This window comes from Bacillus sp. DU-106 (assembly GCF_004799705.1).
In the GTDB taxonomy this organism is placed as follows: domain Bacteria; phylum Bacillota; class Bacilli; order Bacillales; family Bacillaceae_G; genus Bacillus_A; species Bacillus_A cereus.
The window spans coordinates 3,038,161-3,063,546 of the sequence record NZ_CP026607.1 but is presented as its reverse complement, the minus strand read 5'-3'; the positions used below and the strand labels follow the sequence as shown (position 1 = coordinate 3,063,546).

Here is a 25,386-nt window from a genome sequence, read left to right as displayed (position 1 = left end):
ATCTTTTAGAAAGAGGCTTTTTTACGTGAAAATAAAAGGAGGAAGAACAATGGGAGCGACAGGAGTAACGTCACAAAGAAAAACAATTGAAGAGAGTATCGAAAGAAATAAGGAAAAGTACATAGAAACAAGTCATGATATTCATGCGAATCCAGAGATTGGTAACCAAGAGTTTTATGCATCTAGAACGTTAAGTTTATTGCTAGGCAGTGCAGGATTTCAGTTGCAGCACAATATAGCTGGACATGAAACGGGATTTATCGCGCGAAAAAGCTCTGGAAAACAAGGACCAGCAATCGCATTTTTAGCGGAGTACGACGCTTTACCAGGACTAGGCCATGCGTGTGGTCACAATTTAATCGGCACAATTAGTGTTGCAGCAGCAATCGCATTATCAGAAACGCTTGAAGAAATTGGCGGGGAAGTTGTTGTGTTTGGTACACCAGCAGAAGAAGGCGGGCCAAATGGTAGCGCGAAATCAAGTTATGTAAAGGCAGGTTTATTTAAAGACATTGATGCGGCGCTTATGATTCATCCGAGCGGAAAGACAGCGACAACGAGTCCTTCACTAGCAGTCGATCCACTTGATTTTCATTTTTACGGAAAAACAGCTCACGCTGCAGCTTCGCCAGAAGAAGGGATTAACGCATTAGATGCGGTTATTCAGCTCTATAACGGTATTAACGCACTTCGCCAACAACTTCCGTCAGATGTAAGAATTCATGGTGTTATTACAGAGGGCGGAAAAGCACCTAACATTATTCCGGACTACGCTGCAGCAAGATTCTTCATCCGCGCAGCAACGAGAAAAAGATGTGCGGAAGTAACAGAAAAAGTAAGAAATATCGCACAGGGAGCAGCGTTAGCAACAGGCACAAAAGTGAAAATCCATCAATTCCAAAATGAAATCGATGAACTACTCGTAACAAAAACATATAACGACGTCGTAGCAGAAGAACTAGAATTATTAGGCGAAGACGTAAACCGTAAAGAAAGAGTGGGTATTGGTTCAACCGACGCAGGAAACGTAAGTCAAGTTGTACCGACAATTCATCCGTACATTAAAATCGGACCAGATGATTTAATTGCACATACGAATGAATTTAGAGAAGCAGCACGTTCAGAACTTGGAGATAAAGCATTAATTACATCGGCAAAAGCATTAGCAAATACGGCGTATCGATTAATTACGGAAGAAGGGTTGTTAGAGAAGGTCAAGGAGGAGTTTAGAGAGGCGCAGAGGAATCAAGGGTAAGGGGATTAAGGTGCTTTTTTCGAATAGCAATCTAATTAATAAGTAGAGATATAAAAAAGAACATTGAAAATCAATGTTCTTTTTTTTGTTACTAATCATTGATTTTGTTGGTTTTTCTCAAGAAAGAGAAAATTTTACTGTTAGTGAGGATAATACGTATCCCTTTATTAGAATGACAATTTCTCCTCGAACTCACTCTTTAAAACAATTAAAGGAGATGATAATCCGAATTGCATTAACGAGTCTAAAAACGCAGCGAGGGAATCCATCGAATCGCTCATGACCTTCATCATATAATTAAATTCCCCACTAATTCGATATAAATCTGTTACTTCAGGAGCGGCATTACAAAATTGAATAAAATCAGAGCATTGGCTCGTTTTAAACATGATGAATGCTTGAATGTTTTTATTAATTTTGGAAGGCTCAAATTTCGTTCGATAAGCCGCTATAACTCCTTGATCTTCAAGCTTGTTAATACGTTCTTTTACAGCAGGTTGCGTCATGGATATAATTCGTCCTATTTCTGAAACAGAAATTCTCGCATTTTCATACAACAAGTTCATAATTTTATGATCGATTTCATCCAGTTTTACGGCGTTTTGCATTGTGTAGCCTCCTTATTTTTGTTTTCTAAAGTAAATTACGAATTATAACTATAATATCATAAGCGAATGGACTAAATTACCTATAAATCTATATTTAAAATGATTGGTGTTTACATGAAAATATAAGTATAGGTTTTTATCAAACGGAAATTTAGGAAGGATGGAAAAAATGAAGAATCTTGATGGAAAAGTAGCGTTAGTAACAGGAGCGAGTCGTGGAATTGGCCGTGCGATTGCGATGAGATTGGCGAAAGATGGAGCATTAGTTGCGATTCACTACGGCCGAAATAAAACAGCTGCAGATGAAACGATTAGTGAGATTGAATCTAATGGAGGAAAAGCGTTCTTAATTGAAGCTGAACTTAATTCAATTGATGGTGTCAAAAAGCTAGTAAAACAGTTAAAGAATGAATTACAAATAAAAGTTGGTACATCAGAGATTGATATTTTAGTAAACAATGCAGGGATAGGTACACAAGGAACGATTGAAAATACGACAGAAGAAGTTTTTGATGAAATTATGTCTGTAAATATGAAAGCACCATTCTTTTTAATTCAGCAAACATTACCATTAATACGAGCAGAGGGCCGTGTGATTAACATTTCATCAGCTGAAGTACGACTTGGTTTTACAGGGTCCATTGCATACGGCTTAAGTAAAGGTGCATTAAATACGATGACACTGCCTCTAGCTAAACATCTTGGAGAAAGAGGTATAACAGTGAATACAATTATGCCTGGATATACGAAGACAGATATCAATGCAAAATTGCTAGATGATCCGGAAATACGAAATTTTGCTAAAAACTCATCTGTGTTCGGACGAATAGGGCAAGTTGAAGATATTGCAGATGCAGTAGCATTCCTTGCTTCTTCTGATAGCCGCTGGGTAACAGGGCAGATTATAGATGTCTCTGGAGGGTTTTGTTTATAGGGGCACTACTCCATACCCATCAAGATAATCAAGTAAATTACTAGTTATGAAACGATCCTTGTTTCATAACTAGTAATTTATAGAAAGGTAAGCATGCTAAAAAAGCAAACTCCTCTCTGTTCGGGGAAGAGTTTGCTTTAATATTAAAAATTAGTTTCCTATAACGAATTTTACGTCAACTAACATCTTTTGCGTGGAACTATTTATTTTTTTACAGTAGTAAAGATTACATTTTACTTTTAGTAACTATCTTAGCGGATAAAATCCGCGTTTTGCCACCAGTCCCCTAAGTAGTTGAATAATCACTTTTAGAGGTGTTGTATTATGATTTTTAACTGGAAACCAAGTTGGTATGAATTAGATCAAACTGTAGTTGTAGGTAACACTGATTATTTTTATCTTGTTAAAGATAAAAAATCATTTGCAAATAATTTAATTAACAATGAGGACATTGAAGTGCGTGGAGAGGTATTAAAGATAACGCATTCTGAATTAGGAGAATTGTTAGGGATATATACAATTGGGTTAAGCTATAAGTTCTTTTTAAAAGATGGTAAATATATAGCAGTAGACGCTGAACAGGATATTGGTCAAATTGAGTATCCCATTGATTATAAAATAAATGATTGGAATTTTAATGTTGAAATAAATATTCTCGAAGTGACTGGTTTTTCATCACAACAGAGGCATGAGAGTTTATTAAAAAACGAAAGATTAAGGGTAGCAAAGGAAAGAATAGAAAGATATAAACGATTATTAAATATTGAATAAGATGTCTTAAAGTCGGTTTCCTAATTTAGAAATCGGTTTTTGGGGATTTTTTTATAACAAACGGTGTCATAACTTAATGTTACTAATATTTTGCTTAGCGTGGATTTTTCCAAAATACTGGCGATACCCTATACCCATCAACTTAAGAATTTAGAATTACCCCAAAATAAAAAAATGAGTTTTTCATTACTCACACTTATAGCATCAGTACCGCAAAACTACAATCTTATTCATGAAACCTCTTGTTTATCTTGTTCAAATGATATGCTTTTAACAATTTCAATAGCTTTAATAAGTTGAAAGAGCTTTAACGTGTCTAATTTAGTTATTTCATTTTGAGCTGCCTATTGTTATAAATTTGCGAGTGGCTCCCAAAAAGAAGGAATCTTTGACATATCACATGATAAAGTGACAAGCTGTGAACTACTCGCCACTTAGCAAAGCTTGAAGTGGGAGCTTCTCAGTTCCACGACGAAAGTAACCTTTCGTCTCCCTGAGCGTTACTTCGGGGTGTTCCGCCCCTAGGTCCAACGCATGGATGCTCTTTTGGTACGGTTGATATTTTACGCAGGAACCGAATGGCTTGGTTTTCGCACTCTATTTTCTTCCTGCAACCTTCTATATCAAGTTATCAAAGAACTTCATATAGCTAGTTTATCAAAAGTTTTTGGCTATGCCAAACCGAAATTCATCGCCCACCTATCGTTGGGCTACGCCCTTCACCCGCTTGAGGAAGGAGAATTCTTTCGGAGAATACGTAAAACGTTTACCTTCGTCTAAATACAAGTTATACACACATATATTGATCTTATAAAGGTATATATTACACTAATATTTTGTTAAAGGTGGCGAATTGTATCATGAAAGATTTTGTTCTCGAGAAAGAAAACATTATTCGTAAATATGGTGAATGGACCGCTTATGATATTAAATTAACGGATACTCTATATACAAGAGATATTCGACAACCAAATCCTGCATTAAAAAAAATTGTGACAATGATTCAAGATATCACACAATGTGATTTTAAAAATCTTCGAATCTTAGATTTAGCTTGTTTAGAGGGGCATTACGCTATTGAGTTTGCTATGCAAGGAGCAACCGTTGTAGGGATAGAAGGAAGAGAATCAAACGTACAAAAAGCTATATTTGCTAAAGACATATTAAATTTAGAAAACTTAACCTTTTATCAAGATGATGTAAGAAATTTAAGTGCTGAAAAATACGGTCAATTTGATATTGTTTTATGTTCTGGTATTTTATATCATTTAGACAGTTCAGATGTATTCCCTTTTTTAGAAAAAGTGTATGAAGTATGCAAAAGGTTTGTAATAATTGATACTCATATCACTTGTACTCCCAATGTATCAGTACTTTATAAAAATTATGAATATAAGGGGCACACAATGCTGGAGCACTCTGCTAATTCATCATTAGAAGAACGTTTACAATCAAAATGGGCATCATTAGATAACGTTAATAGTTTTTGGATGACAAAATCTTCTTTATACAATTTTTTAAAGCGAACAGGTTTCTCTTCTATAAATGAATCCAGAAGTTTAGTTCAAGAAGATAGAATTACTGTTGTAGCTTTTAAGAAATATCCTATAGAAATTAAAAGCTCACCTGAAACAGAAAAATACATTGAACCCGATTATTTAGAATGCTAAAAATAACACGTTTAAGTTCAATATCCTAATCATTCATTATGAGGTAGCACTATATGTCATTCAAGCTAAAATCTTAAAGTATCCTTAAACAAAATTATCAATTTTCCAAAATCTATTTATATAAATGCAACTCGTTGTTTCCGTTTTGGGGTAATATAATGTATTAGCTTGATAGTGATGTGGTGCTACCCCATGCCCATCAACTTAAGAATTTTCACTACCCCTAAGAGTAAAAAAACGTTATTCTTTCTAAAAAAGCTAGACTAGAAAGGATGACATTTTCTTATGAATCTCTCGCTTCAAGAAGAACTACAACCATTTGCGGAAGAATTACAACGATATATTACACCTGTATTTTTAGAAGAACTTGCAAGAGAACTTGAGTTTGTAAAACGAAAACGAAAGTTTTCTGGTTCAGATTTAGCTACCATTTGTATCTGTAAATAGACAAAAAAACTATTTAATTTTAAAACCTAAAACAAGCATAACCCCGTTCTAAATTTAGGACGGGGTTAAAATATAGTTATTTAATTTTCGATATAAAATACTTCACTGTACTTAAAAATATAACGATAAAGTCATTTGGAAATCTAAGATTTATTCAACAATAGCGCGCAATTCTGGAAGATTTCAAAAACGTTTATTTTTCTTTTAACATTGAATACTTTTGATAAGTTTTATGGAAAGAAAAAATTAAAAGTGAATGTGTATCTCCGTGTTGAAATAGGTGGGAAATATAGCGGTGACTCTTATTATGGAATCGATAGATACGAAGAAGTGAAACCTGAAGATATGCCTAAAAGCAAAATATAAATTAGAAAAAATAATAAAAAATTCTTTTATGAAAGGGTACCTAATATATGGGCTCTCTTTTTTTATTAAAAAAATGGATGTTAGAAAAATGTAATTAAAGTATTTTTGCTTTCGCGTTGGCGGCGTGACGAAGACGTTCACCGCAAAAGTTCTACTTCAATTAGCTGGAGAGAACCGCTTGAATCTAGATGATTCTATTAAAAAGGGGTCGCTTGGTGTCATTCAAGGAAACGGATATGATGGTAACCAGATTACTATCCGGCAGATATTGAACCATACAAGTGGTATTGTTAAATACTCAAGGTCAAAGGACTTTAAGGTTAGCTTGATAAATATAGGAAGCCCCCACAATTTTAAAAATAAGCATTAAATTTTAGGAATGCATAAAATAAACCAAAACTTATTCTCGCATAGAAATATAAAAGGTATTTGTAGAGAAAGTTCTTCCATGTACTAAAAATAGGAGAAGACTAATAGTATAGAGTAGGAAAAAAGGAGGAGACTTATGAGTCAATATCATATCATTGGAAAAAGTATCACCAGGAAAGAAGCAATGGAAAAAGTAACGGGACGAGCAAAGTATATTGACGATGAAAATGAAACAGGAATATTGCATGTAAAGCTTTTAACTAGTGAATATGCACATGCGTATATAGAGAGCATTGATACAAGTGAGGCTTGGAAAATATCGGGTGTTCGAAATATTGTTACGGGTAGAGACTATCCTTATCTGGTCGGTAGTAGTATAGTGGATCGGCCACCGTTAGCTTTTGAGAAGGTACGATACTTTGGTGAGCCGGTTGCTATGGTGATTGCAGACAGTGAATCGGCAGCTCAAAGAGCGGTTTTTTCAATACATGTAACGTACAAAGAAATTCCTGTTGTTAATTCCCCAATACAGGCATATCAAAATAATGCTCCTCTTGTTCATGAGCGTTTAGGAGAATATAGAATCATAGAAGAAGCAAAACCAGAGCCCAATACAAATATTGCTACACGGACAAAAGTTCGGAAGGGTGATATTAAAAATGGATTTAACCAGAGCGATGTAATTGTAGAAGAATCTTTTTCATTTTCGCAATCTGATCATGCTGCAATGGAAACGAGATGTACAAAAGTCGAGATTAAGTCGAACGGAGTTGTTCTTGTTACTTCAACATCTCAGGCACCATTTGAGATTAGAAAACAGTTGAGTGAAGCATTTGGTATAGATGAAGGCAATATACATGTTAGCGTACCTTTAGTAGGCGGAGCATATGGCGGGAAAACCATGGTTCAATTGGAAATATTATCCTACATTGCTTCCAAAGCTGTAGGAGGAAGAAAGGTAAAACTTCGTAATAGCAGAGAAGAGGATTTTATTACTTCGCCCGTTCATATTGGTTTGCAAGCAAAAGTTAAACTAGGTTGTACGAAAGAAGGGATTTTAAAGTCTGCAGAATTCCTTTTTTTATTTGATGGTGGAGCTTATGCGGATCGAGCTGTAGTTGTCAGTAAAGCGGCGGGTCTAGATTGTACAGGACCTTATTCAATTGAGCATGTAGAGTGTGACTCGCTTTGTATGTATACAAATCATCCTTATGCTACAGCATTCCGTGGATTTGGACATTCTGAATATACTTTTGTTGTAGAACGAACTATAGATATTATGGCTAACAAATTAGGTATGTGTCCACTTGAATTTCGATTAAAAAATGCAATCAAACCAGGAGATATGACACCTACACAAGTTCCAGTAACAAGAAGTAATATGGGAAATCCGAAACAATGTTTAGAAAGATTAAAAAAACTTATTAATTGGAATAAAGGACAGTATATACAAATTTCAGATAGAAAAGTGCGCGCAAAGGGTATTGCTTTTGCATGGAAAAACTCTACAACACCACCAGATGCAGGGGCAGGGGCGGTAATAACGTTTAATGAAAATGGTAGTGTAAATATCCATTGTGGTGCAGTGGAGATTGGAACGGGTACAAAAACTGTGCTTGCGCAAATGGTAGCAGAAAAAATGCAATTGAAGATGGAAGATATACATATCAAAATGGAAGTGGATACACAAGTTGCGCCAAAGCATTGGAAAACAGCTGCAAGCAGAACTACATATTTAGTAGGAAATGCAGTGCTAGCAGCAACAGAAGATATCATTTCGCAGTTGAAAAAATCTGCTTCTATTTTATTAGGGTATCCGATAGAGAGTTTAGAAATTGCTAATAAACAAGTATATGTTAAAGAATCTCCTGGTCTTTCTATAGAAATAGCTCATATTGCGTTAGGATATGTCTCCTCAAACGGACAAGTAATTAACAAACAGATTATAGGAAGAGGAGCATATACGTTTGAAGGAATCACAGAACCTGACAAGGAAACTGGAAAAGGAAAACCAGGCCCGGAGTGGGGAATTGCAGCACAGGCAGTAGAGGTTGAATTTGACACGCAAGATTATACATATAAATTAATTCGTGCTTTTAGTGTAATAGATGCTGGAAAGGTATTAAATTTGAAAGGAGCTGAGACCCAGATAATGGGCGCAATGAGTATGGGACTTAGCTTTGCAACACGAGAAGCATTTACTTATGACAAAAAAGGGAAAGTATTAAACAATCAATTTCGTTCATATAAAGTAACCCACTACGGTCAACAACCTGAATATAAAGTAGAATTTATAGAAACTCCTCATGACGATTCTCCGTTTGGTTCCCGTGCTCTTGGCGAACATGGCATCCTTGGAATGCCAGCGGCTCTTGCAAATTGCTTATCAGTTGCAGCGCAGGTTTCTTTGCATCAGTTACCGATTACTCCAGAACTAATTTGGCGAACGAAACTGAAAAAGGAGAATCCTTTATTATGATTCCATTTGACTTTGAATATTACCGCCCCAACTCTATAACAGAAGCATTACAACTATATTCTAAGCTTTATCAAGAAGGGAAAACGCCGATATATTACAACGGTGGAACTGAAATTATTACCCTTGGTAGATTGGGGAATCTTTCTCTCAAGTCTGTAATTGATATAAAGGAAATTCCGGAATGTAATGTGCTTGGAAGGTATCAGCGTTATGTAGTTCTTGGTTCAGCACTTACTTTAACTCATGTTTCAGATTCGAATGTGTTTCCACTTTTGAGTAAAACAGCGTCAAGAGTAGCAGACCGTACAGCACGGAACAAAATTACTTTAGGTGGAAACATTGCAGGGGAAATCTGTTATAGAGAGGCAGTGCTTCCGTTTTTATTAGCAGACAGCACTTTGGGAATTGTAGGAATGAAAGGTATACGTTACGTCTCTATCCATTCTCTATTTATAGAAAGACTACAATTAAGTAAGGGAGAATTTCTTTTACAAGTCTTAACTGATATAGAGTATGTTGGACTACCTTTTTATAGTGTGAAAAAGAGAAAACTTGAAAAAATTGATTATCCATTAATTACACTAGCTGCTTTGAAAAAAGGAAATAAAATTCGTATGGCATTTAGTGGATTATGTGCTTTTCCTTTTCGTTCTACTGCTATGGAATTTGCTATTAATAATAATCAGATGTCAGTTGAAGAGAGGATAGAAAATACTGTGTTACGTATTCCAGCACCTGTACTAGATGATATTCGTGGATCAAGAGAATATCGGTTGTTTGTATTAAGAAATATATTACGGGACATGTTAGAGCATTTTGAAGGAGGGATATTTTGATTAAAAAGCTTACCCTTTATATAAATGGAGAAAATCGGCAGGGAATAGTGAGAACAGCTGATACCCTTTTAGATACATTGAGAGATCAATTTAATCTAACAGGTGCAAAACGTGGATGTGAAAATGGGGACTGTGGAACTTGTACGGTTTTAGTGGATGGATGGCCGATAAAATCTTGTATCATGCTTGCAGTAGAAGCAACAGAAAAAAGGATAACAACAATTGAAGGTTTACATGAATCTCCTGTACAACGAGCATTTATAGAACATTGGGCATTTCAGTGTGGGTACTGTACGCCGGGGTTTATTGTAAACTGTCATGCTCTTATAGTAAATTATCCAAAAGTAACAGACAAAATAATTGAGGAGTGGTTAGAATCAAACATTTGCCGATGTACAAGCTATCAAGAAATTAGAGAAGCAGTAAAATCCCTTCTTCAAAGTTAAAGGAAAGGAGAATTGTGATGGTTGATATACGTGAGATATTAGAGACAGTAATAGCAAGCCCACAAGGTTGCACTATTGCAACCATCCTTCGGGTAGCCGGTTCATCATACCGGAAAGAAGGTTCAATGATGGTATTTGGAGAAGATGGGACAAAGGTTGGAATGCTTAGCGCGGGGTGTATTGAGGAAGAACTTTATCTTTATACTAAAGATTTAATTAATGAAAAATGGAGCATACATGAATTCGATATGAGGGAAGAAAATGATTTATCATGGGGAGTAGGGTGTAATGGAATTATTTATATATTATTAGAAAAAGTGAATTATATATATCAAGAGTATTTACGAAAAGTAAGAGAATATACAGAAAAAGGGCTACGTGTCTGGATGATAAAAGATTTATTAAAATCGAAGACTCTTTTTTTTAGCGAAGAAGGAGATGAATTTGGAGATTGGGAAGGAGAAATTCCAGCACTTCCTGAATTGAAAAATGGTTGGTATGAACATCTATATGTATATTGCTTCGAACCACGACCAAAATTGTTTGTAATTGGTGCAGGAGAAGATGCCAAGCCACTTGTCTCCTTAGCAAAAAAAACAGGGTTTTTTGTTACTATTTGTGATTGGAGAGAGGGATTATGCACACCGCTACGGTTTCCAGAAGCGGATAGGCATGTTGTCGGTTTTCCAAAAAAGATTCTATCCAGGATATCTATAAAGAAACAGGATTTTATAATGATAATGACACATCATTTCAAACGGGATCAAGAACTACTTAGTCTATTGCAGAACCATCCTTGTCGTTACCTAGGTATTTTAGGGTCCCGATATCGTACCGTACGTTTGCTAGGAGGACTGGATAAACCTAAATGGATTTTCTCTCCTGCTGGTTTATCCATTGGATCCGAGGGACCAATGGAAATTGCTATAAGCATTCTGGCAGAAATGATACAAATAATGAGGATGAAGAACGATGAAAATAGTAGGAATATATCTAGCAGCTGGAAAGAGTAGAAGAACAGGTCCGGGGTTACATAAGCTGTACCTTCCAACTGGAAATACATTACTTGGGAATAAAGCATTACATACATCACTTTCTTCCAATTTGAGTGATGTTATAGTAGTTTCAAATCAACCGTCTTGGTTGTTACATTATACACAAGTTGAAAGGGTTCATATTCTTTCTTGTGAAAAATCATGTCTGGGTCAATCTTACTCTCTCCATTGTGGTTTAGAAAAGGCAGAAAGTATGAATGCTGATGGAGTAGTAGTAATGCTTGCAGATCAACCCTTTATTACAGTTAAGCTTTTAAATTCATTAATAGATAGTTATGAGCACCTCCCACAGCTTGATTATGTAGCTGCTAGCTTTCAAGGTATCCCACAGCCACCAATTTTATTTTCAAAGGGGATTTTTCCGAGTTTAAAAAAACTAAAAGGGGATCAAGGTGCGCGCTCCATTTTCTTTGATAAATCTTTCCAAGGTAAGATTACTGTATATAGCGATGCTAAATTATTTTATGATGTGAATACAATAGAGGATTATAATGTAATTAAGAATTCGCTATTGTAAAGGATATTTATATGTTTAATTTCGAGTCTATACAATTTAATTATCATTCAAAAATCACAAAGTGTTTTCAAAAGATAGAATGTTAATTTTGGTAATCCTAGCATTGTACACAATTTTATTACAAACATGTTATCTTTCACTTCATTCCAATATATCATAGCGGAACTTGGGGTCTTTGTAGTAATGGAACAAGAACGGCAATAAGACTTAATTGTGTTAGCAAAAATCAGGGTTTTTGATAATGATAAAAACGGTATTAAATAAAGCTTGGATGTGTTAATACTACGTTATCAAAATAGCTTGTAGATTAAGCCTTTTTTAAAACTGATGCATATGGGGGAAAACCCCATATACATCAGTTTTAAAACATTAGATACTTTATTTACCAAGTTAATACTAGTTACATCAGTATAGGAAACAGTGGAAATCTAAATCTTTGTTTATATGTTAATTACCTCAAACGTATCCCTTCGAAGGCGTTTATAATCAAATCATGTACATAGGAATCATCCAACTTTTCACCAGTTACTAGCAAACGATAAAAAATTGGTCCGTAAATGAGATCGATGCTTAATTCAATATCGAGGTTTTCTTTTAATTCTCCTCTTTTAATTCCCTTCTCCAGAAGTTGCTTTGCTTGCAGTCGACGTGGCTGGAAGTATCGAACACGATATTCCTCTGCTAGTTTCGAATCAAATTGTCCTTCGCCAACTAACTCATTGATAATGGTTCCTTCTCGACTGATTAAAAAATTGGCTAAACTTGTGGCGTGAATTAAAATATCATTCAACGCTGAACCTGTGTCAGGTACAGGCAATCTGGCGGCAGCAGCAGAAAGAAAACCATCCATTACCACAGCAGCCTTATTTGGCCACCATTTATAAATCGTAGCTTTGCTGACTTTAGCACGTTCTGCAATTTTATCGACTGTGACTGCTTTAAAGCCACTTTCCAATAATAACTCATAGGACGCAGACAGGATGGCCTTTTGGGTTTCAATATTACGTGGTCGACCTCTTTTACTTTGCACATTAATCATTCCTTTCAAAACATAAACTATACGTTTAGTATACTTAATACGAACAAAAAACGAAATATCCTATTTACAAAACTGAACGTCTAGTATATATTTTAGTTAATTAATGAACTGTACGTTCAGTTTATTAATTAACTAACATCTTGTAATGGTATGGATATATTTAGGTTCCAAAAATCACAAATTACATTGCTAAAAAACATTTAGAAAAGGGGGGGAAAAAGAGAGGAAATTGGACCTTTTAAAAGCAGAATGGAAATTAGCTCAGACTTAATTTATTACAATAAAAAATGGCATCGCAGTAGTACTTGCCAAAGTGATTTAGTAATTTTGAAATAAAAGTATGGGAGGAAATACTTATGTCTAATTTTAAAAATAAAGCAATTGATAAGGACATTTCATCAGGTTTAATCATTCTTTTAGCAACTGCATGTGGTATTATTGTGGCTAATCTTTATTATGCACAGCCTTTAATTGGGCTAATTAGTAATGAAATTGGGCTTTCTAATAGTAGCGCTGGATTAATTGTAACGCTAACTCAAATTGGATATGTTGTTGGCTTATTATTTCTTGTGCCTTTGGGGGATATTGTTGAGAATAAAAAATTGATACTTATATTGTTATTTTTAAGTGCATTTGCACTCATTTCTATGGTTTTTGTAAAAAGCGCAACCTTGTTGTTAATTGCTTCATTCTTTATCGGACTGGGTTCGGTCGCAGCGCAAGTGCTCGTACCTCTTGTATCATATCTTTCATCTGAGAATGCACGCGGTCGCGTAGTTGGCAATGTCATGAGTGGTCTGTTATTAGGTATTATGCTTGCGCGACCGATCTCTAGTCTAGTAGCCGATATGTGGGGATGGAATGCAATATTTGCTTTATCTGCTACTGTAATTATTGTTTTAGCGTTTGTATTATCGAAAGTACTCCCTACTAGGAAACCAAAGGCAAAAACAAATTATATAGCCTTACTTAATTCAATGTGGCAACTGCTACGTACTACTCCAATTTTACGCCGTCGCGCCATTTATCATGCTTGTGTATTTGGGGCTTTTAGTTTATTCTGGACCACTGTTCCATTATTATTATTTAGTCCTGCTTTTCATTTTTCTCAGACTGCCATAGCATTATATGCACTTGTCGGAATTACAGGTGCAATAGCCGCTCCAATAGGTGGTCGTCTAGCTGATCTTGGCTGGACACGACCCGCCACTGGGATAGCTCTCACTGTTGTTATTATTTCTTTAATACTCCCACTTTTTATTCAAAGTAGCTCGTCCTTTGGAATAGCTGTTTTAGTAATTGCTGCAATTCTGTTGGACATGGGAGTATCTGCAAACCTTGTGCTTAGCCAACGTTTAATTTTCTCGTTGAGTCCAGAAATTCGTAGTCGATTAAATGGGCTATTTATGGCTATTTTCTTTTTAGGAGGTGCTGTTGGATCCTTTATTGGAGGATGGGCATATGCCTTAGGAGGATGGAATCTAACATTATGGATAGGAATCGCTTTTCCGACCATAGCCTTGCTTTATTTTGCTAGAGAAGAATAGTTTTATAATCAAATTTAAACAGCCCGGATTCGTTTGAATGCTTCTTCATTGGTATGTCCGAGCTTTATAGATTAATTGCGTTTATTTTGAAGTTTTTATATCAGAACCAGACTTTTTTTCTATATTGCTGTAATTGCAAAAGACTCACCTTGTTGAATATATTTGAAATGTAATAAAAAAGAGCTTGTGCCAAAACACAGACTCTCTTTAAGTTGAAATGAATATAGCCACCACTTTAGAGAAGGAAACGGTAGAGCGAATAGAATATGGCTAGATTTAATCTTTAAAAATGAACTTCATCAGGTGATCGACTGCAATAAAATTGATAAAGAAGATTATTTACTGCAATAGAACGCAGCCCAATTAAAGATATTGAAATTAAGCATTTACTCCAAAATGCATTAGTAGATGAAATAAATAGTCATGAAATATTCATGAAAAGTATTAATATTAGTTACTATTATGAGGAATATACCGAATATAATATAGAGGATTTATAAAACAAAAAGGGCTGAGATAGCCCTTTTTGTTTTACACTTTGACGAGTATTTTTTATAAAAAAATACGTTATTCTTTTTGTAAAATTATAAGAAAGGATGACGTTTTTGTATATCTATTTCTGTATCCGATGAATTACAACTATTTACTTAAGAAATTCAAAGATTTTTATCGTCAAATATCTTACGAAATTTTGCCAGAGAGTTTGGTTTCTTGCGATGAACTCGTAAATTTCAAACAAAAGATATACCCAATTCATGAGTAAGAATGAAAAAAGAAAAAAATTCTATAATGTTTTATTTAATATCATTTTATAGGGAAATTCATGTAATTAAATATGAAATAATACATATTATAATAATTTATTAAGATAAAATGTTATATTTTTGGGTGGAATATATAAATGGAGGAAATGTAATGAACAAGAATTTAAGATTTACCCAAATGATGATTGGGATTAGTACAATGGCATTATCATTTGGAAGTATTCAAACACAGGTATCAGCAGAAGAAACAGCACCCTATAATATCTTACAGATGAAACCAATGGGGACAGAAACTTCAAAAGATGAAATTGTACATGCTACAAAAGCGGACGAAACTTTGAATTTTGAAGAGCGTTTAAAAATAGGAGATTTTTCACAACGTCCTACTCTGGTTATGAAACGTGATGAAATTCAATTAAAGCAAAGCTATACTTTGGCAGAACTGAATAAAATGCCTAATAGCGAACTCATTGATACATTATCAAAAATTTCTTGGAATCAAATTACGGATTTATTTCAATTCAATCAAGATACGAAAGCATTTTATCAGAATAAAGAACGCATGAACGTTATCATTAATGAATTAGGACAACGAGGAAGGACGTTTACGAAAGAAAATTCAAAGGGCATTGAAACATTTGTTGAAGTATTACGTTCTGCTTTTTATGTGGGATATTATAATAATGAATTAAGTTACTTAAAAGAGAGAAGCTTCCATGACAAGTGTTTACCAGCATTGAAAGCAATCGCGAAAAATCGAAACTTCACATTAGGTACAGCTGAGCAAGATAGAGTAGTAACTGCGTATGGAAAATTAATTGGTAATGCCTCTAGTGATACTGAAACAGTACAGTATGCGGTAAATGTTTTAAAACACTATAATGATAATCTTTCTACGTATGTAAGCGATTATGCGAAAGGACAAGCCGTATATGAAATTGTAAAAGGAATTGATTATGATATACAGTCTTATTTGCAGGATACGAATAAGCAACCTAATGAAACAATGTGGTATGGAAAGATTGATAACTTTATAAATGAGGTTAGTAGAATTGCTCTCGTGGGGAATATAACAAATGAAAATAGTTGGCTAATTAATAATGGCATTTATTATGCAGGTCGTTTAGGGAAATTTCATAGTAATCCATACAAAGGATTGGAAGTTATTACACAATCGATGAGCTTGTATCCTCGTCTAAGTGGACCTTATTTTGTAGCAGTAGAACAAATGAAAACAAACTATGGTGGAAAAGATTATAGTGGAAATGCAGTAGATCTACAGAAAATACGTGAAGAAGGGAAACGACAATACTTACCTAAAACATATACATTTGATGACGGATCGATTGTCTTCAAGACGGGAGATAAAGTAACAGAAGAAAAAATTAAGAAATTATATTGGGCAGCCAAAGAAGTAAAAGCACAATATCACCGTGTAATTGGTAATGATAAAGCGCTAGAACCAGGTAACGCTGATGATGTACTAACAATAGTAATTTATAATAATCCAGATGAATATCAATTAAATAGACAATTATATGGATATGAAACAAACAACGGTGGAATTTATATTGAAGAGAAGGGGACCTTCTTTACATATGAGCGTACGCCAAAGCAGAGTATTTATAGTTTAGAAGAGTTATTCCGTCATGAATTCACTCATTATTTACAAGGAAGGTATGAGGTTCCTGGTTTATTTGGAAGCGGAGAAATGTATCAAAATGAACGATTAACTTGGTTCCAAGAAGGAAATGCAGAATTTTTTGCAGGATCTACACGTACAAATAATGTTGTTCCGCGTAAAAGTATGATAAGTGGCTTATCATCTAATCCAGCAAGTCGTTATACAGCAAAGCAAACTTTGTTCTCAAAATATGGATCATGGGACTTTTATAAGTATTCCTTTGCACTACAGTCATATTTGTATAATCATCAATTTGAAACATTTGATAAGCTTCAAGATTTAATCCGTGCAAACGATGTGAAAAATTATGACTCATATCGTGAATCATTGAGCAACAATACACAATTGAATGCAGAATATCAAGCGTATATGCAGCAGTTGATTGATAATCAAGATAAATATAATGTACCGAAAGTAACAAATGATTATTTAATTCAACATGCACCAAAGCCGCTAGCTGAAGTGAAAAACGAAATTGTGGATGTAGCAAATATAAAAGATGCCAAAATTACAAAATATGAGTCGCAATTCTTTAATACATTTACCGTGGAAGGCAAGTACACAGGTGGTACATCAAAAGGTGAGTCTGAAGATTGGAAAGCGATGAGTAAACAAGTAAACCAAACTTTAGAGCAGTTATCCCAAAAAGGTTGGAGTGGTTATAAAACAGTTACAGCCTATTTCGTAAACTATCGTGTGAATGCAGCTAACCAGTTTGAATATGATATTGTTTTTCATGGTGTTGCGACAGAGGAAAAGGAAAAAACAACTACTATAGTAAATATGAATGGACCATACAGCGGGATAGTAAATGAAGAGATTCAATTTCATAGCGATGGTACAAAAAGTGAAAATGGAAAAGTTATTTCTTATCTATGGAACTTTGGAGATGGTACTACAAGTACAGAAGCAAATCCTACCCATGTATATGGAGAAAAAGGAACATACACTGTGGAACTAACAGTAAAAGATAGTAGAGGAAAAGAAAGCAAAGAACAAACAAAAGTTACTGTAAAACAAGATCCGCAAACAAGTGAATCTTATGAAGAGGAGAAGGTACTCCCGTTTAATACGCTTGTAAAAGGAAATCTGATTACTCCTGATCAAACAGATGTTTATACGTTTAATGTTACAGATCCAAAAGAAGTAGATATTTCTGTGGTAAATGAACAAAATATTGGGATGACATGGGTGCTTTATCATGAATCAGACATGCAAAATTATGTAGCTTGTGGTGAAGATGAAGGAAATGTTATAAAGGGGAAATTCGCAGCGAAACCAGGTAAATATTATTTAAATGTATATAAATTCGATGATAAAAACGGTGAATATTCATTATTAGTAAAATGAATTTATTTCTAACATGTATAGAATGGCTATTTTAAAGAGGAGTCTGTTAATATAGGCTCCTCCTACTTTTTATTTACATATTGGGGGAGCACCACATCACCATCAAGCTAATATTTTCATATACTCCTAAATTAAAATTTTCTTTCTCTACAGATAATTATTCTGAGAAGCCGCTCATTTTTTCGTTTTGGGGGCATTTCTTTTTCTTAAGTTGATGGGCATGTATGGTGACTTCTATTAGACGATAGTGAATGAACAATTTCGGGGTTCAGTTCAACTTTTTTCTAAATTAACATAAATACTTGCAATATTTAAATTAGTACTATATAGTTCTAGTTATGACAAAGGTAAAATTAATGAATCAAAAACGTGTGATTGAAGTAGCTGCAACATTATTTTTAGAAAAAGGGTTTGCTTATACAAGTATGGATGAATTAGTACGTGTAAGCAAAGTTTCAAAGTCTAATGTGTATTATCACTTTTCTAATAAGGAAGTATTATTAGAAGGGGTTGTTGATTATTGGATTGAAATGTATCAATCTGCAATTGATGACGTACTTTCTCAGAACCAATTTTTAGTTGAAGATCGTATCCAACTGTTTTTAAAGCAATTATCACAAGGAGTTCAATCGAGAGAGTATAAGGGAAGCTGTCCATTTATTACTCTTTATATTCAAAGTCCTACACAGGCCACGCAAATAAAAGAAAAAATAGGTCTTTTTTTTACAGGATTACAAAAGAAAGTTTCTCTATTACTTAAACAAGGGGTAGAGAATGGAGAATTCAGAAATACGATTAATATTGATGAGGTTGCATCACTTTTTATTACAAATCTTGAAGGAGCGTTATTTATTTCAGAAACATTGAAGGATGCAACTGTAATTACGAAAACAGCAGATCATTTTTTAAAATTGCTTCGATAAAAGAAGCATTTTTTTTACATCAAATTAGTACTAAGTAGTACTAAAAGGGGGATTTTATATGAGAACAGTATTTTTAACTGGCGGAACAGGCTTTATTGGAAAGCAATTGGTAAAAGAATTAGCCAAAGAGGATGTTAAAATTCTTCTTTTAGTGAGGTCGAAAAATAAAGCAACACGCCTTTTTCAAGAAAGAGGCATCTTAAAAAAGGAAGTTATGCACTTTATTGAAGGTGATTTGACGAAAATAGATTTAGGTCTAAGTGCTGAAGATAAGGAGAGGGTATTGAAAACGGATGTGATTATTCACGCAGGAGGCCCCATGGATATTCAAGCGACAAGTAAAGAGGCAGCTTCCGTATTTTTAAATGGCGCCAAACATATTAGTGAATTAGCTAAAAGTATTCATCAATTGAAGGGTTTGCAACAATTTATTCATGTTGTAGGCTATATGAGTCCTTTTGATGATAAAAATAGCAAGATTGCAATTGATGTGTTTAAAGAAGGAAACAATTATTTGAAAATAAAAAATCCATATGAGAGAACAAAATTTTTAGCAGATCTTTATATCCGTCAGCAGGCATCAGCAGTAGGTTATCCGCTTTCTGTAATTAATCCGCCAACTGTAGTCGGTAGTAGTAAAACAGGGAGTACAGAGCAGATAGCAGGGTTAGGTTTGCTTGTGATGAGTATGCGAAGAGGGCTCATGCCAGTGATTCCTGGAGGTAAGGGATATAGGTTACCACTTATTTCAAACGATGAGCTTGCGAAGTTTATTGTGCAGGTTTTCAGATTGGAGCAACCGACTATTCAAACATATACACTTGTTGAAGACAAACAGCACGATCAGAACATTGCTGAATTATTAAGTATTATGTCGGAAAGTATGAATATGAGGGCACCAAAAATCTCTGTTCCAATGCCATTTATGAAAGCAATTATGAATAGTGGAGGAAGTAAAATAACAAAAATTCCTTCTGATGGACTGAATTTTATTACAAGACAAAAATTTTTAAATGTTTCAGCGAAAAAAATTATGGGAGGAGATTGGTTTAAGAAGACGAGTGTAATGAAATTTTTCCCTGCCGTAGTAGCTGATCTGGATTATCGAATGATGTATCAAAATGGCCGGCATAATCATTTATTTAAACGAACATTATGCGATAACACTACCCTTTACCAATTACAAGGAAAGGGTAAACCGTTTATTTTATTACATGGTTTATTGAGTGATGGAGAGGATTTATTTCCTTTAGCACAAGAGCTTCATGAAAAAACTGGTCAACCTGTATGGATTTTGGATCTTCCAGGTTTGGGACGTTCTCCTTTTAAACGAGAGAAAAATCTTCTAGATATCTATTTGAATGTAGTGAAAAAATTATTGGAGAAAGCTACTAATGGTGCACATCTAATTGGCCATTCATTCGGTGCGTTTATTCTTCTGGAAGCATTGGTACAAGAGTACATAGATAAGAAGTATTCAATCACTTTACTTCAGCCGCCTGTTGTTAAAAAAAATGCTAAATCGCTAAAAGTTCCTCAATTTATGAACAAATGGAAATTAAAACTGGCAACTACTAATTTGATAGGGCGATATTTATTAAGTAATGGTTTGTTTGAAAGTATGGAGAGCATCCCTGAATATTATATTGAAAAAATAAGAAACAGTTTTACTTCTCCTAGAATTTTAAATACTACGGTTCAGCTTAACAGTTTACTACTAAAAAATGATCAAGGTGATTTCAATGAAGTAACAAAGTATAATCTTCACATTATTTGGGGGGAGTATGACAGAGGCTATTCTGCTCCATCGCATCTTGGTAAGGTTGATTTTGTTCCATATGGCCATCATTTTCCTCTTAGCCATCCGAGTGAAACGGCAACATTAGTAATAAAAAATAGTAATATTAGTAGATGAGAGTGTGGGATAAATAAAAAGTGTGTAGTAAGATCGTTGTGTCTTTGAAATAAAATCGTACTGTTTGGGGTCACGCGAACAAGACGCGAATTTTGCACGCTAAGCAAAAAAACAATAAGCTGTCCACATGGACAGCTTATTTACATTATTCTTGTTATTGGAAGTTATTTTTAACTTTTCCTGATCTGAAAGAGTCAATCTTTTTTTGTTTATATAATTTATCAATAATTATTCTTTTTTCTCCGGCTGATAGGAAAGAATAACGACACCTGAACTGGTCGTTCTTGTTTCGATCAGTTTTAAAGCCTTTGTATCGTTTCCGGTTTTAAAGAGATGCTTTCCGCTTCCCACGATAACAGGATTGACCATAAAATGATATTCATCAATGAGGTCGTGTTGCATCAATGTCTGTATAAGCTCACCACTACCATAAATTAAAAGGTTCTGACCGGGCTGTTCCTTCAGTTTCGATATTTCTTCTACAATATTACCCTTGATAAGATTTGCATTCCATTCGGTTTTTTCCAAAGTTGTTGAAGCAACAAATTTAGGTATGCTGTTCATCTTATCAGCAAAACCCTCTTCATCAGTCATAGAAGGCCAGGTAGCTGCAAAACCTTGATAGGTTACTCGCCCTAGTAGAAGCGCTTCACTTTCAAACAGTAAATCGGATTGAAACTTTGCTACTTCTTCATTGAAGTATGGAGCAGTCCAAGCTGGTTCCTCCATGACACCATCTAGTGAGAGGTACATCGATACAATTATTTGTCCCATTTTGTTCTCCTTTAATTTTAAATTGAGATTTTTACATATTGGTAACACAATTATTAATTCTCCAGCTAGAGAAATTCTCCCTTTTTAATAGTTTCGACAAAATGTATTTATATATTTTTCGGAATAATCTAATATATATTAATAACTTTGAAATATTGTATAACTTCTAATTTTTATGCATTATTGATTAGCGTTGCTTATTGTGCTAACGAATCAGGATAGTGTGGCGACTGACTAAATAGTTGCTTATCCTCAATTATTAGAAGGGAAGTTCTATTATTTCGCGAATTTATTAGACATAGACGAGTGCTATAATTTTCTATATCTACATAAAGAGGTGACTACGCATGAATCAAAGACCGTCAGAAGTAGAATATGCCGGGAGCTCCGGCGAATATATCCGTTTGGTGCCGGACGGTAACATCATCGATATTCTGCTCGCCCAGGAAAAGCAAATGACCGAGCTCCTGGCATCGTTGACCGAAAGCCAGGCCACATATCGGTATGCGGAAGGAAAATGGACGCTGAAAGAAGTCGTGGGCCACATTACAGACGCGGAACGCGTCATGACCTACCGCCTGCTCCGGTTCGCAAGAGGGGACCAGACGCCTCTGACCGGTTTCGATCAGGAATTATTCATACCTCCTTTCGGAAGCTGGACAACCGCGCAATTGGCCGAAGACTACCGGGCCGTACGGCAATCAACGCTTACATTGTTGCGCGGGCTACCAGCGGAGGCGTGGACCCGCAAGGGCACAGCCAACAACCTAAGCATTACGGCGCGCGCCCTCGCATACGGCGTCGCAGGACACGAACTTCATCACATGGCGGTCATCCGAAATCGGTATTTGAGTTAATCGCCGGCTGAGGCCATTGGAATGGAACTAACACCTATCATACAATCTTTTAGATACCGTTCTTATGGGGGGCCCGCCCCACAACCATCAACTTAAGGATTTAGACTATTTTTATGAATATGCACCAAAAACAAGAGCATATCGATTTTTCTCATTTTGGGGTATTTGTTTTTCTTAGATTGAGGGTGATGGGGCACTACTCTATAATGATCAAATTAAAATTTAAAATAGTTATAGAGACTCCATTTCTCGGAAATATTGTAACTATTAAGTTGTAAAAAGAACCATAGTTTTTCATTTTTGAAAAGGTTATGGTCTTTTTTAATTGTAACAAAGATATGATGCGAGGAAGTTTTTTAGATAAATCAAAAAAACTTGATTAATAAGTTGCATATAGAACTCATCTACGTATATACTATAAACATCAAAAAAAGTTGATGAAGGGAAGTGAACTACAGTGGCACAAAATTTTCAGCTCTATGAGAAAAAGTTTAAAGCGTTGGCGGATCAGAAACGTTTAGAAATCATGTATGAACTTTGCCAGCGAGGACAGACGTGTGTATGTGATTTAACAGAAGTTTTTGAAATGACGCAATCTAAATTATCATATCATTTAAAAATTTTATTAGATGCAGGTTTGATTGTAAAAGAAACAAAAGGTACGTGGAGTTATTATGATTTAAATGATGCGGAAGTGAATAATTTATTATCAGAAGAATTGTGCTGTATCTTTAGAAAAACAGGGAAAGGTAGTTGCTGTTAAAATTTTGAGTTATTAATCAAAAAAAATTGATTAATGATATATAAAAAGGAGGAATAAGGTATGAGATATGTTCACGTCGGTATAAACGTTACGAATTTAGAGAAGTCTATTGAATTTTATGAAAAGGTATTTGGTGTTTCACCAGTTAAAGTGAAAACAGATTATGCAAAATTTTTATTAGAGACGCCAGGACTTAATTTTACGCTGAACGTGCGAGATGAAGTGAAGGGAAATCAGGTAAATCATTTTGGTTTCCAAGTGGATACAGCTGAAGAAATTACATTGCATAAAGAACGATTAGAAAAAGAAGGTTTCTTCGCGCGTGATGAGATGGATACGACTTGTTGCTATGCAGTGCAAGATAAGTTTTGGGTAACAGATCCAGATGGGAATGAGTGGGAATTCTTTTATACGAAAGCAGATAGTAATGTTCACAAAATTGAAGAGTCATCTTGTTGCGCGACTTCAAATGAGGTAGCTAAAAATTCTTGTTGTTAATAGGAGATGGAAAATAAAATGAAACGTTTATCTTTTCTAGACCGATATTTAACACTATGGATTTTTCTAGCGATGGCTGTTGGGATTGGTTTAGGGTTTGTGTTCCCTAGTGTAGTAGACGGACTGAATACATTACAGGTTGGAACGACGTCTATTCCGCTTGCTGTTGGTTTAATTGTAATGATGTATCCACCGTTAGCGAAAGTTCGCTATGAGGAAATGGGCCGAGTATTTAAAGATGTAAAAGTGTTAGTGCTATCTTTAGTACAAAATTGGATTATTGGTCCGATACTTATGTTTGTGTTAGCAATTATTTTTCTTCCTGATAAACCAGAATACATGGTTGGTCTCATTATGATTGGGTTAGCACGTTGTATTGCAATGGTAATTGTTTGGAACGATCTTGCTGATGGGGATAAAGAGTATGCGGCAGGTTTAGTTGCTTTTAATTCGGTATTCCAAATGCTCTTTTTCTCAGTTTATGCATACGTATTTGTAACTGTAATTCCAGAATGGTTAGGGATTGAAGGTGCTATTGTCGATATTACAATGATAGAAGTAGCAAAATCAGTATGTATCTATTTAGGAATTCCTTTTATAGCAGGTATGTTGACACGCTTTGTACTAGTTAAGTTAAAAGGAAGACAGTGGTATGAAAAAGTGTTTATACCTAAAATTAGTCCACTTACATTACTTGCATTGCTATTTACAATCATCGTTATGTTCTCTTTAAAAGGAGAGATGATTGTTAGCGTGCCACTAGATGTGGTAAGAATAGCGATTCCGTTATTAATCTATTTTATTGTAATGTTTTTTGTTTCTTTCTTTATGGGAAGAAACATTGGTGCAAACTATCCGGTGACGACAACGTTAGCATTTACAGCAGGTAGTAATAACTTTGAGTTAGCAATTGCTGTAGCAGTTGGTGTGTTTGGTATTCATTCGGGCGCAGCATTCGCAGCTGTCATTGGACCGTTAGTCGAAGTACCTGTCATGATTGCACTTGTAAATGTCGCTTTTTGGTTTAAACGTAAATATTTTAATGATCAATCAACTTAAAAACAAAGGTGGAAAACAACATGGAAAACAAAAAAACAATCTATTTCTTATGTACAGGAAATTCATGCCGAAGCCAAATGGCAGAAGCGTGGGGTAAACAATATTTAGGAGGTAAGTGGAATGTATATTCTGCAGGAATCGAAGCACATGGAGTGAATCCCAATGCGATTAAAGCAATGAATGAAGTGAATATCGATATAACAAATCAAACATCAGATATGATTGATACAAACATTTTAAATAATGCTGATTTAGTCGTTACACTTTGTAGTCATGCGGATTCTGTTTGTCCTTCGACACCTTCGCACGTAAATCGTGTTCACTGGGGATTTGATGACCCGGCAGGAAAAGAATGGTCTGAATTTCAACGTGTTCGCGATGAAATTGGTGAACGTATAAAACGATTTTCTGAAACAGGTGAGTAAATAAAGGAAAGAGTCAATCTTCTATTGTGTTGGAG

21 protein-coding genes and 2 pseudogenes are annotated in these 25,386 nt (G+C 34.9%); 20 read left to right on the top strand and 3 right to left on the bottom strand.

What is annotated here, in order from left to right:
- Window positions 1–49 precede the first annotated feature (49 nt).
- On the top strand, window positions 50–1,255 hold the full coding sequence (locus tag C3Y97_RS15615) for a M20 family metallopeptidase (protein ID WP_065484379.1): 1,206 nt from the start codon (window positions 50–52) through the stop codon (window positions 1,253–1,255).
- A 167-nt stretch (window positions 1,256–1,422) separates the two neighbouring features.
- Here the strand turns inward: C3Y97_RS15615 and C3Y97_RS15610 are convergent, their stop codons facing one another.
- Window positions 1,423–1,863, bottom strand: coding sequence for an Lrp/AsnC family transcriptional regulator (locus C3Y97_RS15610; protein ID WP_001178565.1), 441 nt, complete (start codon window positions 1,861–1,863; stop codon window positions 1,423–1,425).
- A gap of 169 nt (window positions 1,864–2,032) precedes the next feature.
- On the opposite strand from C3Y97_RS15610, the gene C3Y97_RS15605 reads away from it, so the two are divergent.
- The 10 genes and pseudogenes from C3Y97_RS15605 (at window position 2,033) to pucB (ending at window position 11,753) form a co-directional block, all read left to right on the top strand.
- Window positions 2,033–2,797 (top strand): SDR family oxidoreductase, encoded by a 765-nt coding sequence (locus C3Y97_RS15605; protein ID WP_000792651.1) that lies wholly within the window; start codon window positions 2,033–2,035, stop codon window positions 2,795–2,797.
- Window positions 2,798–3,121: 324 nt separating this feature from the next.
- Window positions 3,122–3,568 (top strand): hypothetical protein, encoded by a 447-nt coding sequence (locus C3Y97_RS15600; protein WP_000577091.1) that lies wholly within the window; start codon window positions 3,122–3,124, stop codon window positions 3,566–3,568.
- An 860-nt stretch (window positions 3,569–4,428) separates the two neighbouring features.
- Window positions 4,429–5,238: a class I SAM-dependent methyltransferase gene (locus C3Y97_RS15590; RefSeq protein ID WP_000651402.1), complete on the top strand. Its 810-nt coding sequence runs from the start codon at window positions 4,429–4,431 to the stop codon at window positions 5,236–5,238.
- 285 nt (window positions 5,239–5,523) lie between these two features.
- Window positions 5,524–5,676, top strand: a pseudogene (locus C3Y97_RS15585) (IS4 family transposase); the annotation flags it as partial.
- Between the two features lie 478 nt (window positions 5,677–6,154).
- Window positions 6,155–6,376, top strand: a pseudogene (locus C3Y97_RS15580) (serine hydrolase); the annotation flags it as partial.
- 180 nt (window positions 6,377–6,556) lie between these two features.
- A complete protein-coding gene (locus C3Y97_RS15575; protein ID WP_121868439.1) occupies window positions 6,557–8,899 on the top strand; it encodes a xanthine dehydrogenase family protein molybdopterin-binding subunit in 2,343 nt (780 codons plus the stop codon).
- Window positions 8,896–9,735, top strand: a complete 840-nt coding sequence (locus tag C3Y97_RS15570; protein ID WP_000611958.1) for an FAD binding domain-containing protein — start codon at window positions 8,896–8,898, stop codon at window positions 9,733–9,735. The genes C3Y97_RS15575 and C3Y97_RS15570 overlap by 4 nt, the downstream gene beginning before the upstream one ends.
- Entirely contained in the window at window positions 9,732–10,181 is a 450-nt protein-coding gene (locus C3Y97_RS15565) for a (2Fe-2S)-binding protein (RefSeq protein ID WP_000592341.1), read from the top strand. The genes C3Y97_RS15570 and C3Y97_RS15565 overlap by 4 nt, the downstream gene beginning before the upstream one ends.
- 17 nt (window positions 10,182–10,198) lie before the next feature.
- Window positions 10,199–11,194: an XdhC family protein gene (locus C3Y97_RS15560; RefSeq protein WP_136363505.1), complete on the top strand. Its 996-nt coding sequence runs from the start codon at window positions 10,199–10,201 to the stop codon at window positions 11,192–11,194.
- Window positions 11,154–11,753, top strand: coding sequence for a xanthine dehydrogenase accessory protein PucB (gene pucB, locus C3Y97_RS15555; RefSeq protein ID WP_000706287.1), 600 nt, complete (start codon window positions 11,154–11,156; stop codon window positions 11,751–11,753). The genes C3Y97_RS15560 and pucB overlap by 41 nt, the downstream gene beginning before the upstream one ends.
- 451 nt (window positions 11,754–12,204) lie before the next feature.
- On the opposite strand, the gene C3Y97_RS15550 is transcribed toward pucB, so the two are convergent.
- The gene (locus C3Y97_RS15550) at window positions 12,205–12,783 is read right to left on the bottom strand and encodes a TetR/AcrR family transcriptional regulator (RefSeq protein WP_001190899.1); all 579 of its coding nucleotides are present in this window, start codon (window positions 12,781–12,783) and stop codon (window positions 12,205–12,207) included.
- Window positions 12,784–13,148: 365 nt separating this feature from the next.
- On the opposite strand from C3Y97_RS15550, the gene C3Y97_RS15545 reads away from it, so the two are divergent.
- From C3Y97_RS15545 to C3Y97_RS15525, 4 genes are all read left to right on the top strand, one after another.
- Complete coding sequence (locus tag C3Y97_RS15545; RefSeq protein WP_000064481.1) at window positions 13,149–14,339, top strand: MFS transporter; 1,191 nt, start codon at window positions 13,149–13,151, stop codon at window positions 14,337–14,339.
- A gap of 915 nt (window positions 14,340–15,254) precedes the next feature.
- Complete coding sequence (gene colA, locus C3Y97_RS15535; RefSeq protein WP_001039013.1) at window positions 15,255–18,137, top strand: collagenase ColA; 2,883 nt, start codon at window positions 15,255–15,257, stop codon at window positions 18,135–18,137.
- Window positions 18,138–18,493: 356 nt separating this feature from the next.
- Window positions 18,494–19,060 (top strand): TetR/AcrR family transcriptional regulator, encoded by a 567-nt coding sequence (locus tag C3Y97_RS15530; RefSeq protein ID WP_001072324.1) that lies wholly within the window; start codon window positions 18,494–18,496, stop codon window positions 19,058–19,060.
- A 58-nt stretch (window positions 19,061–19,118) separates the two neighbouring features.
- Window positions 19,119–20,975 carry an alpha/beta fold hydrolase gene (locus tag C3Y97_RS15525; RefSeq protein WP_001261126.1) on the top strand — a complete coding sequence of 619 codons (1,857 nt, stop codon included), beginning with the start codon at window positions 19,119–19,121 and terminating at the stop codon, window positions 20,973–20,975.
- Window positions 20,976–21,203: 228 nt separating this feature from the next.
- Here C3Y97_RS15525 and C3Y97_RS15520 read toward each other — a convergent pair whose 3' ends face one another.
- Entirely contained in the window at window positions 21,204–21,749 is a 546-nt protein-coding gene (locus C3Y97_RS15520; RefSeq protein ID WP_136363504.1) for a dihydrofolate reductase family protein, read from the bottom strand.
- A gap of 347 nt (window positions 21,750–22,096) precedes the next feature.
- Here C3Y97_RS15520 and C3Y97_RS15515 point away from each other — a divergent pair, with 347 nt between their 5' ends.
- From C3Y97_RS15515 to arsC, 5 genes are all read left to right on the top strand, one after another.
- Complete coding sequence (locus tag C3Y97_RS15515; protein WP_001076326.1) at window positions 22,097–22,606, top strand: DinB family protein; 510 nt, start codon at window positions 22,097–22,099, stop codon at window positions 22,604–22,606.
- Between the two features lie 457 nt (window positions 22,607–23,063).
- Window positions 23,064–23,369 carry an arsenical resistance operon transcriptional regulator ArsR gene (gene arsR, locus C3Y97_RS15510; RefSeq protein WP_002026021.1) on the top strand — a complete coding sequence of 102 codons (306 nt, stop codon included), beginning with the start codon at window positions 23,064–23,066 and terminating at the stop codon, window positions 23,367–23,369.
- Window positions 23,370–23,429: 60 nt separating this feature from the next.
- Entirely contained in the window at window positions 23,430–23,867 is a 438-nt protein-coding gene (locus tag C3Y97_RS15505; protein WP_001271013.1) for an ArsI/CadI family heavy metal resistance metalloenzyme, read from the top strand.
- Between the two features lie 18 nt (window positions 23,868–23,885).
- Window positions 23,886–24,926, top strand: a complete 1,041-nt coding sequence (arsB, locus tag C3Y97_RS15500) for an ACR3 family arsenite efflux transporter (protein WP_000826551.1) — start codon at window positions 23,886–23,888, stop codon at window positions 24,924–24,926.
- Window positions 24,927–24,946: 20 nt separating this feature from the next.
- Entirely contained in the window at window positions 24,947–25,351 is a 405-nt protein-coding gene (gene arsC, locus C3Y97_RS15495) for an arsenate reductase (thioredoxin) (protein ID WP_000428364.1), read from the top strand.
- Window positions 25,352–25,386: the final 35 nt, after the last annotated feature.

Bases quoted from the DNA above. Each gene is read 5' to 3' on its own strand.
- C3Y97_RS15615 (WP_065484379.1), top strand. From the start codon at position 50: ATGGGAGCGACAGGAGTAACGTCACAAAGAAAAACAATTGAAGAGAGT.
- C3Y97_RS15610 (WP_001178565.1), bottom strand. From the start codon at position 1,863: ATGCAAAACGCCGTAAAACTGGATGAAATCGATCATAAAATTATGAAC.
- C3Y97_RS15605 (WP_000792651.1), top strand. From the start codon at position 2,033: ATGAAGAATCTTGATGGAAAAGTAGCGTTAGTAACAGGAGCGAGTCGT.
- C3Y97_RS15600 (WP_000577091.1), top strand. From the start codon at position 3,122: ATGATTTTTAACTGGAAACCAAGTTGGTATGAATTAGATCAAACTGTA.
- C3Y97_RS15590 (WP_000651402.1), top strand. From the start codon at position 4,429: ATGAAAGATTTTGTTCTCGAGAAAGAAAACATTATTCGTAAATATGGT.
- C3Y97_RS15575 (WP_121868439.1), top strand. From the start codon at position 6,557: ATGAGTCAATATCATATCATTGGAAAAAGTATCACCAGGAAAGAAGCA.
- C3Y97_RS15570 (WP_000611958.1), top strand. From the start codon at position 8,896: ATGATTCCATTTGACTTTGAATATTACCGCCCCAACTCTATAACAGAA.
- C3Y97_RS15560 (WP_136363505.1), top strand. From the start codon at position 10,199: ATGGTTGATATACGTGAGATATTAGAGACAGTAATAGCAAGCCCACAA.
- pucB (WP_000706287.1), top strand. From the start codon at position 11,154: ATGAAAATAGTAGGAATATATCTAGCAGCTGGAAAGAGTAGAAGAACA.
- C3Y97_RS15545 (WP_000064481.1), top strand. From the start codon at position 13,149: ATGTCTAATTTTAAAAATAAAGCAATTGATAAGGACATTTCATCAGGT.
- colA (WP_001039013.1), top strand. From the start codon at position 15,255: ATGAACAAGAATTTAAGATTTACCCAAATGATGATTGGGATTAGTACA.
- C3Y97_RS15530 (WP_001072324.1), top strand. From the start codon at position 18,494: ATGAATCAAAAACGTGTGATTGAAGTAGCTGCAACATTATTTTTAGAA.
- C3Y97_RS15525 (WP_001261126.1), top strand. From the start codon at position 19,119: ATGAGAACAGTATTTTTAACTGGCGGAACAGGCTTTATTGGAAAGCAA.
- C3Y97_RS15520 (WP_136363504.1), bottom strand. From the start codon at position 21,749: ATGGGACAAATAATTGTATCGATGTACCTCTCACTAGATGGTGTCATG.
- C3Y97_RS15515 (WP_001076326.1), top strand. From the start codon at position 22,097: ATGAATCAAAGACCGTCAGAAGTAGAATATGCCGGGAGCTCCGGCGAA.
- C3Y97_RS15505 (WP_001271013.1), top strand. From the start codon at position 23,430: ATGAGATATGTTCACGTCGGTATAAACGTTACGAATTTAGAGAAGTCT.
- arsB (WP_000826551.1), top strand. From the start codon at position 23,886: ATGAAACGTTTATCTTTTCTAGACCGATATTTAACACTATGGATTTTT.
- arsC (WP_000428364.1), top strand. From the start codon at position 24,947: ATGGAAAACAAAAAAACAATCTATTTCTTATGTACAGGAAATTCATGC.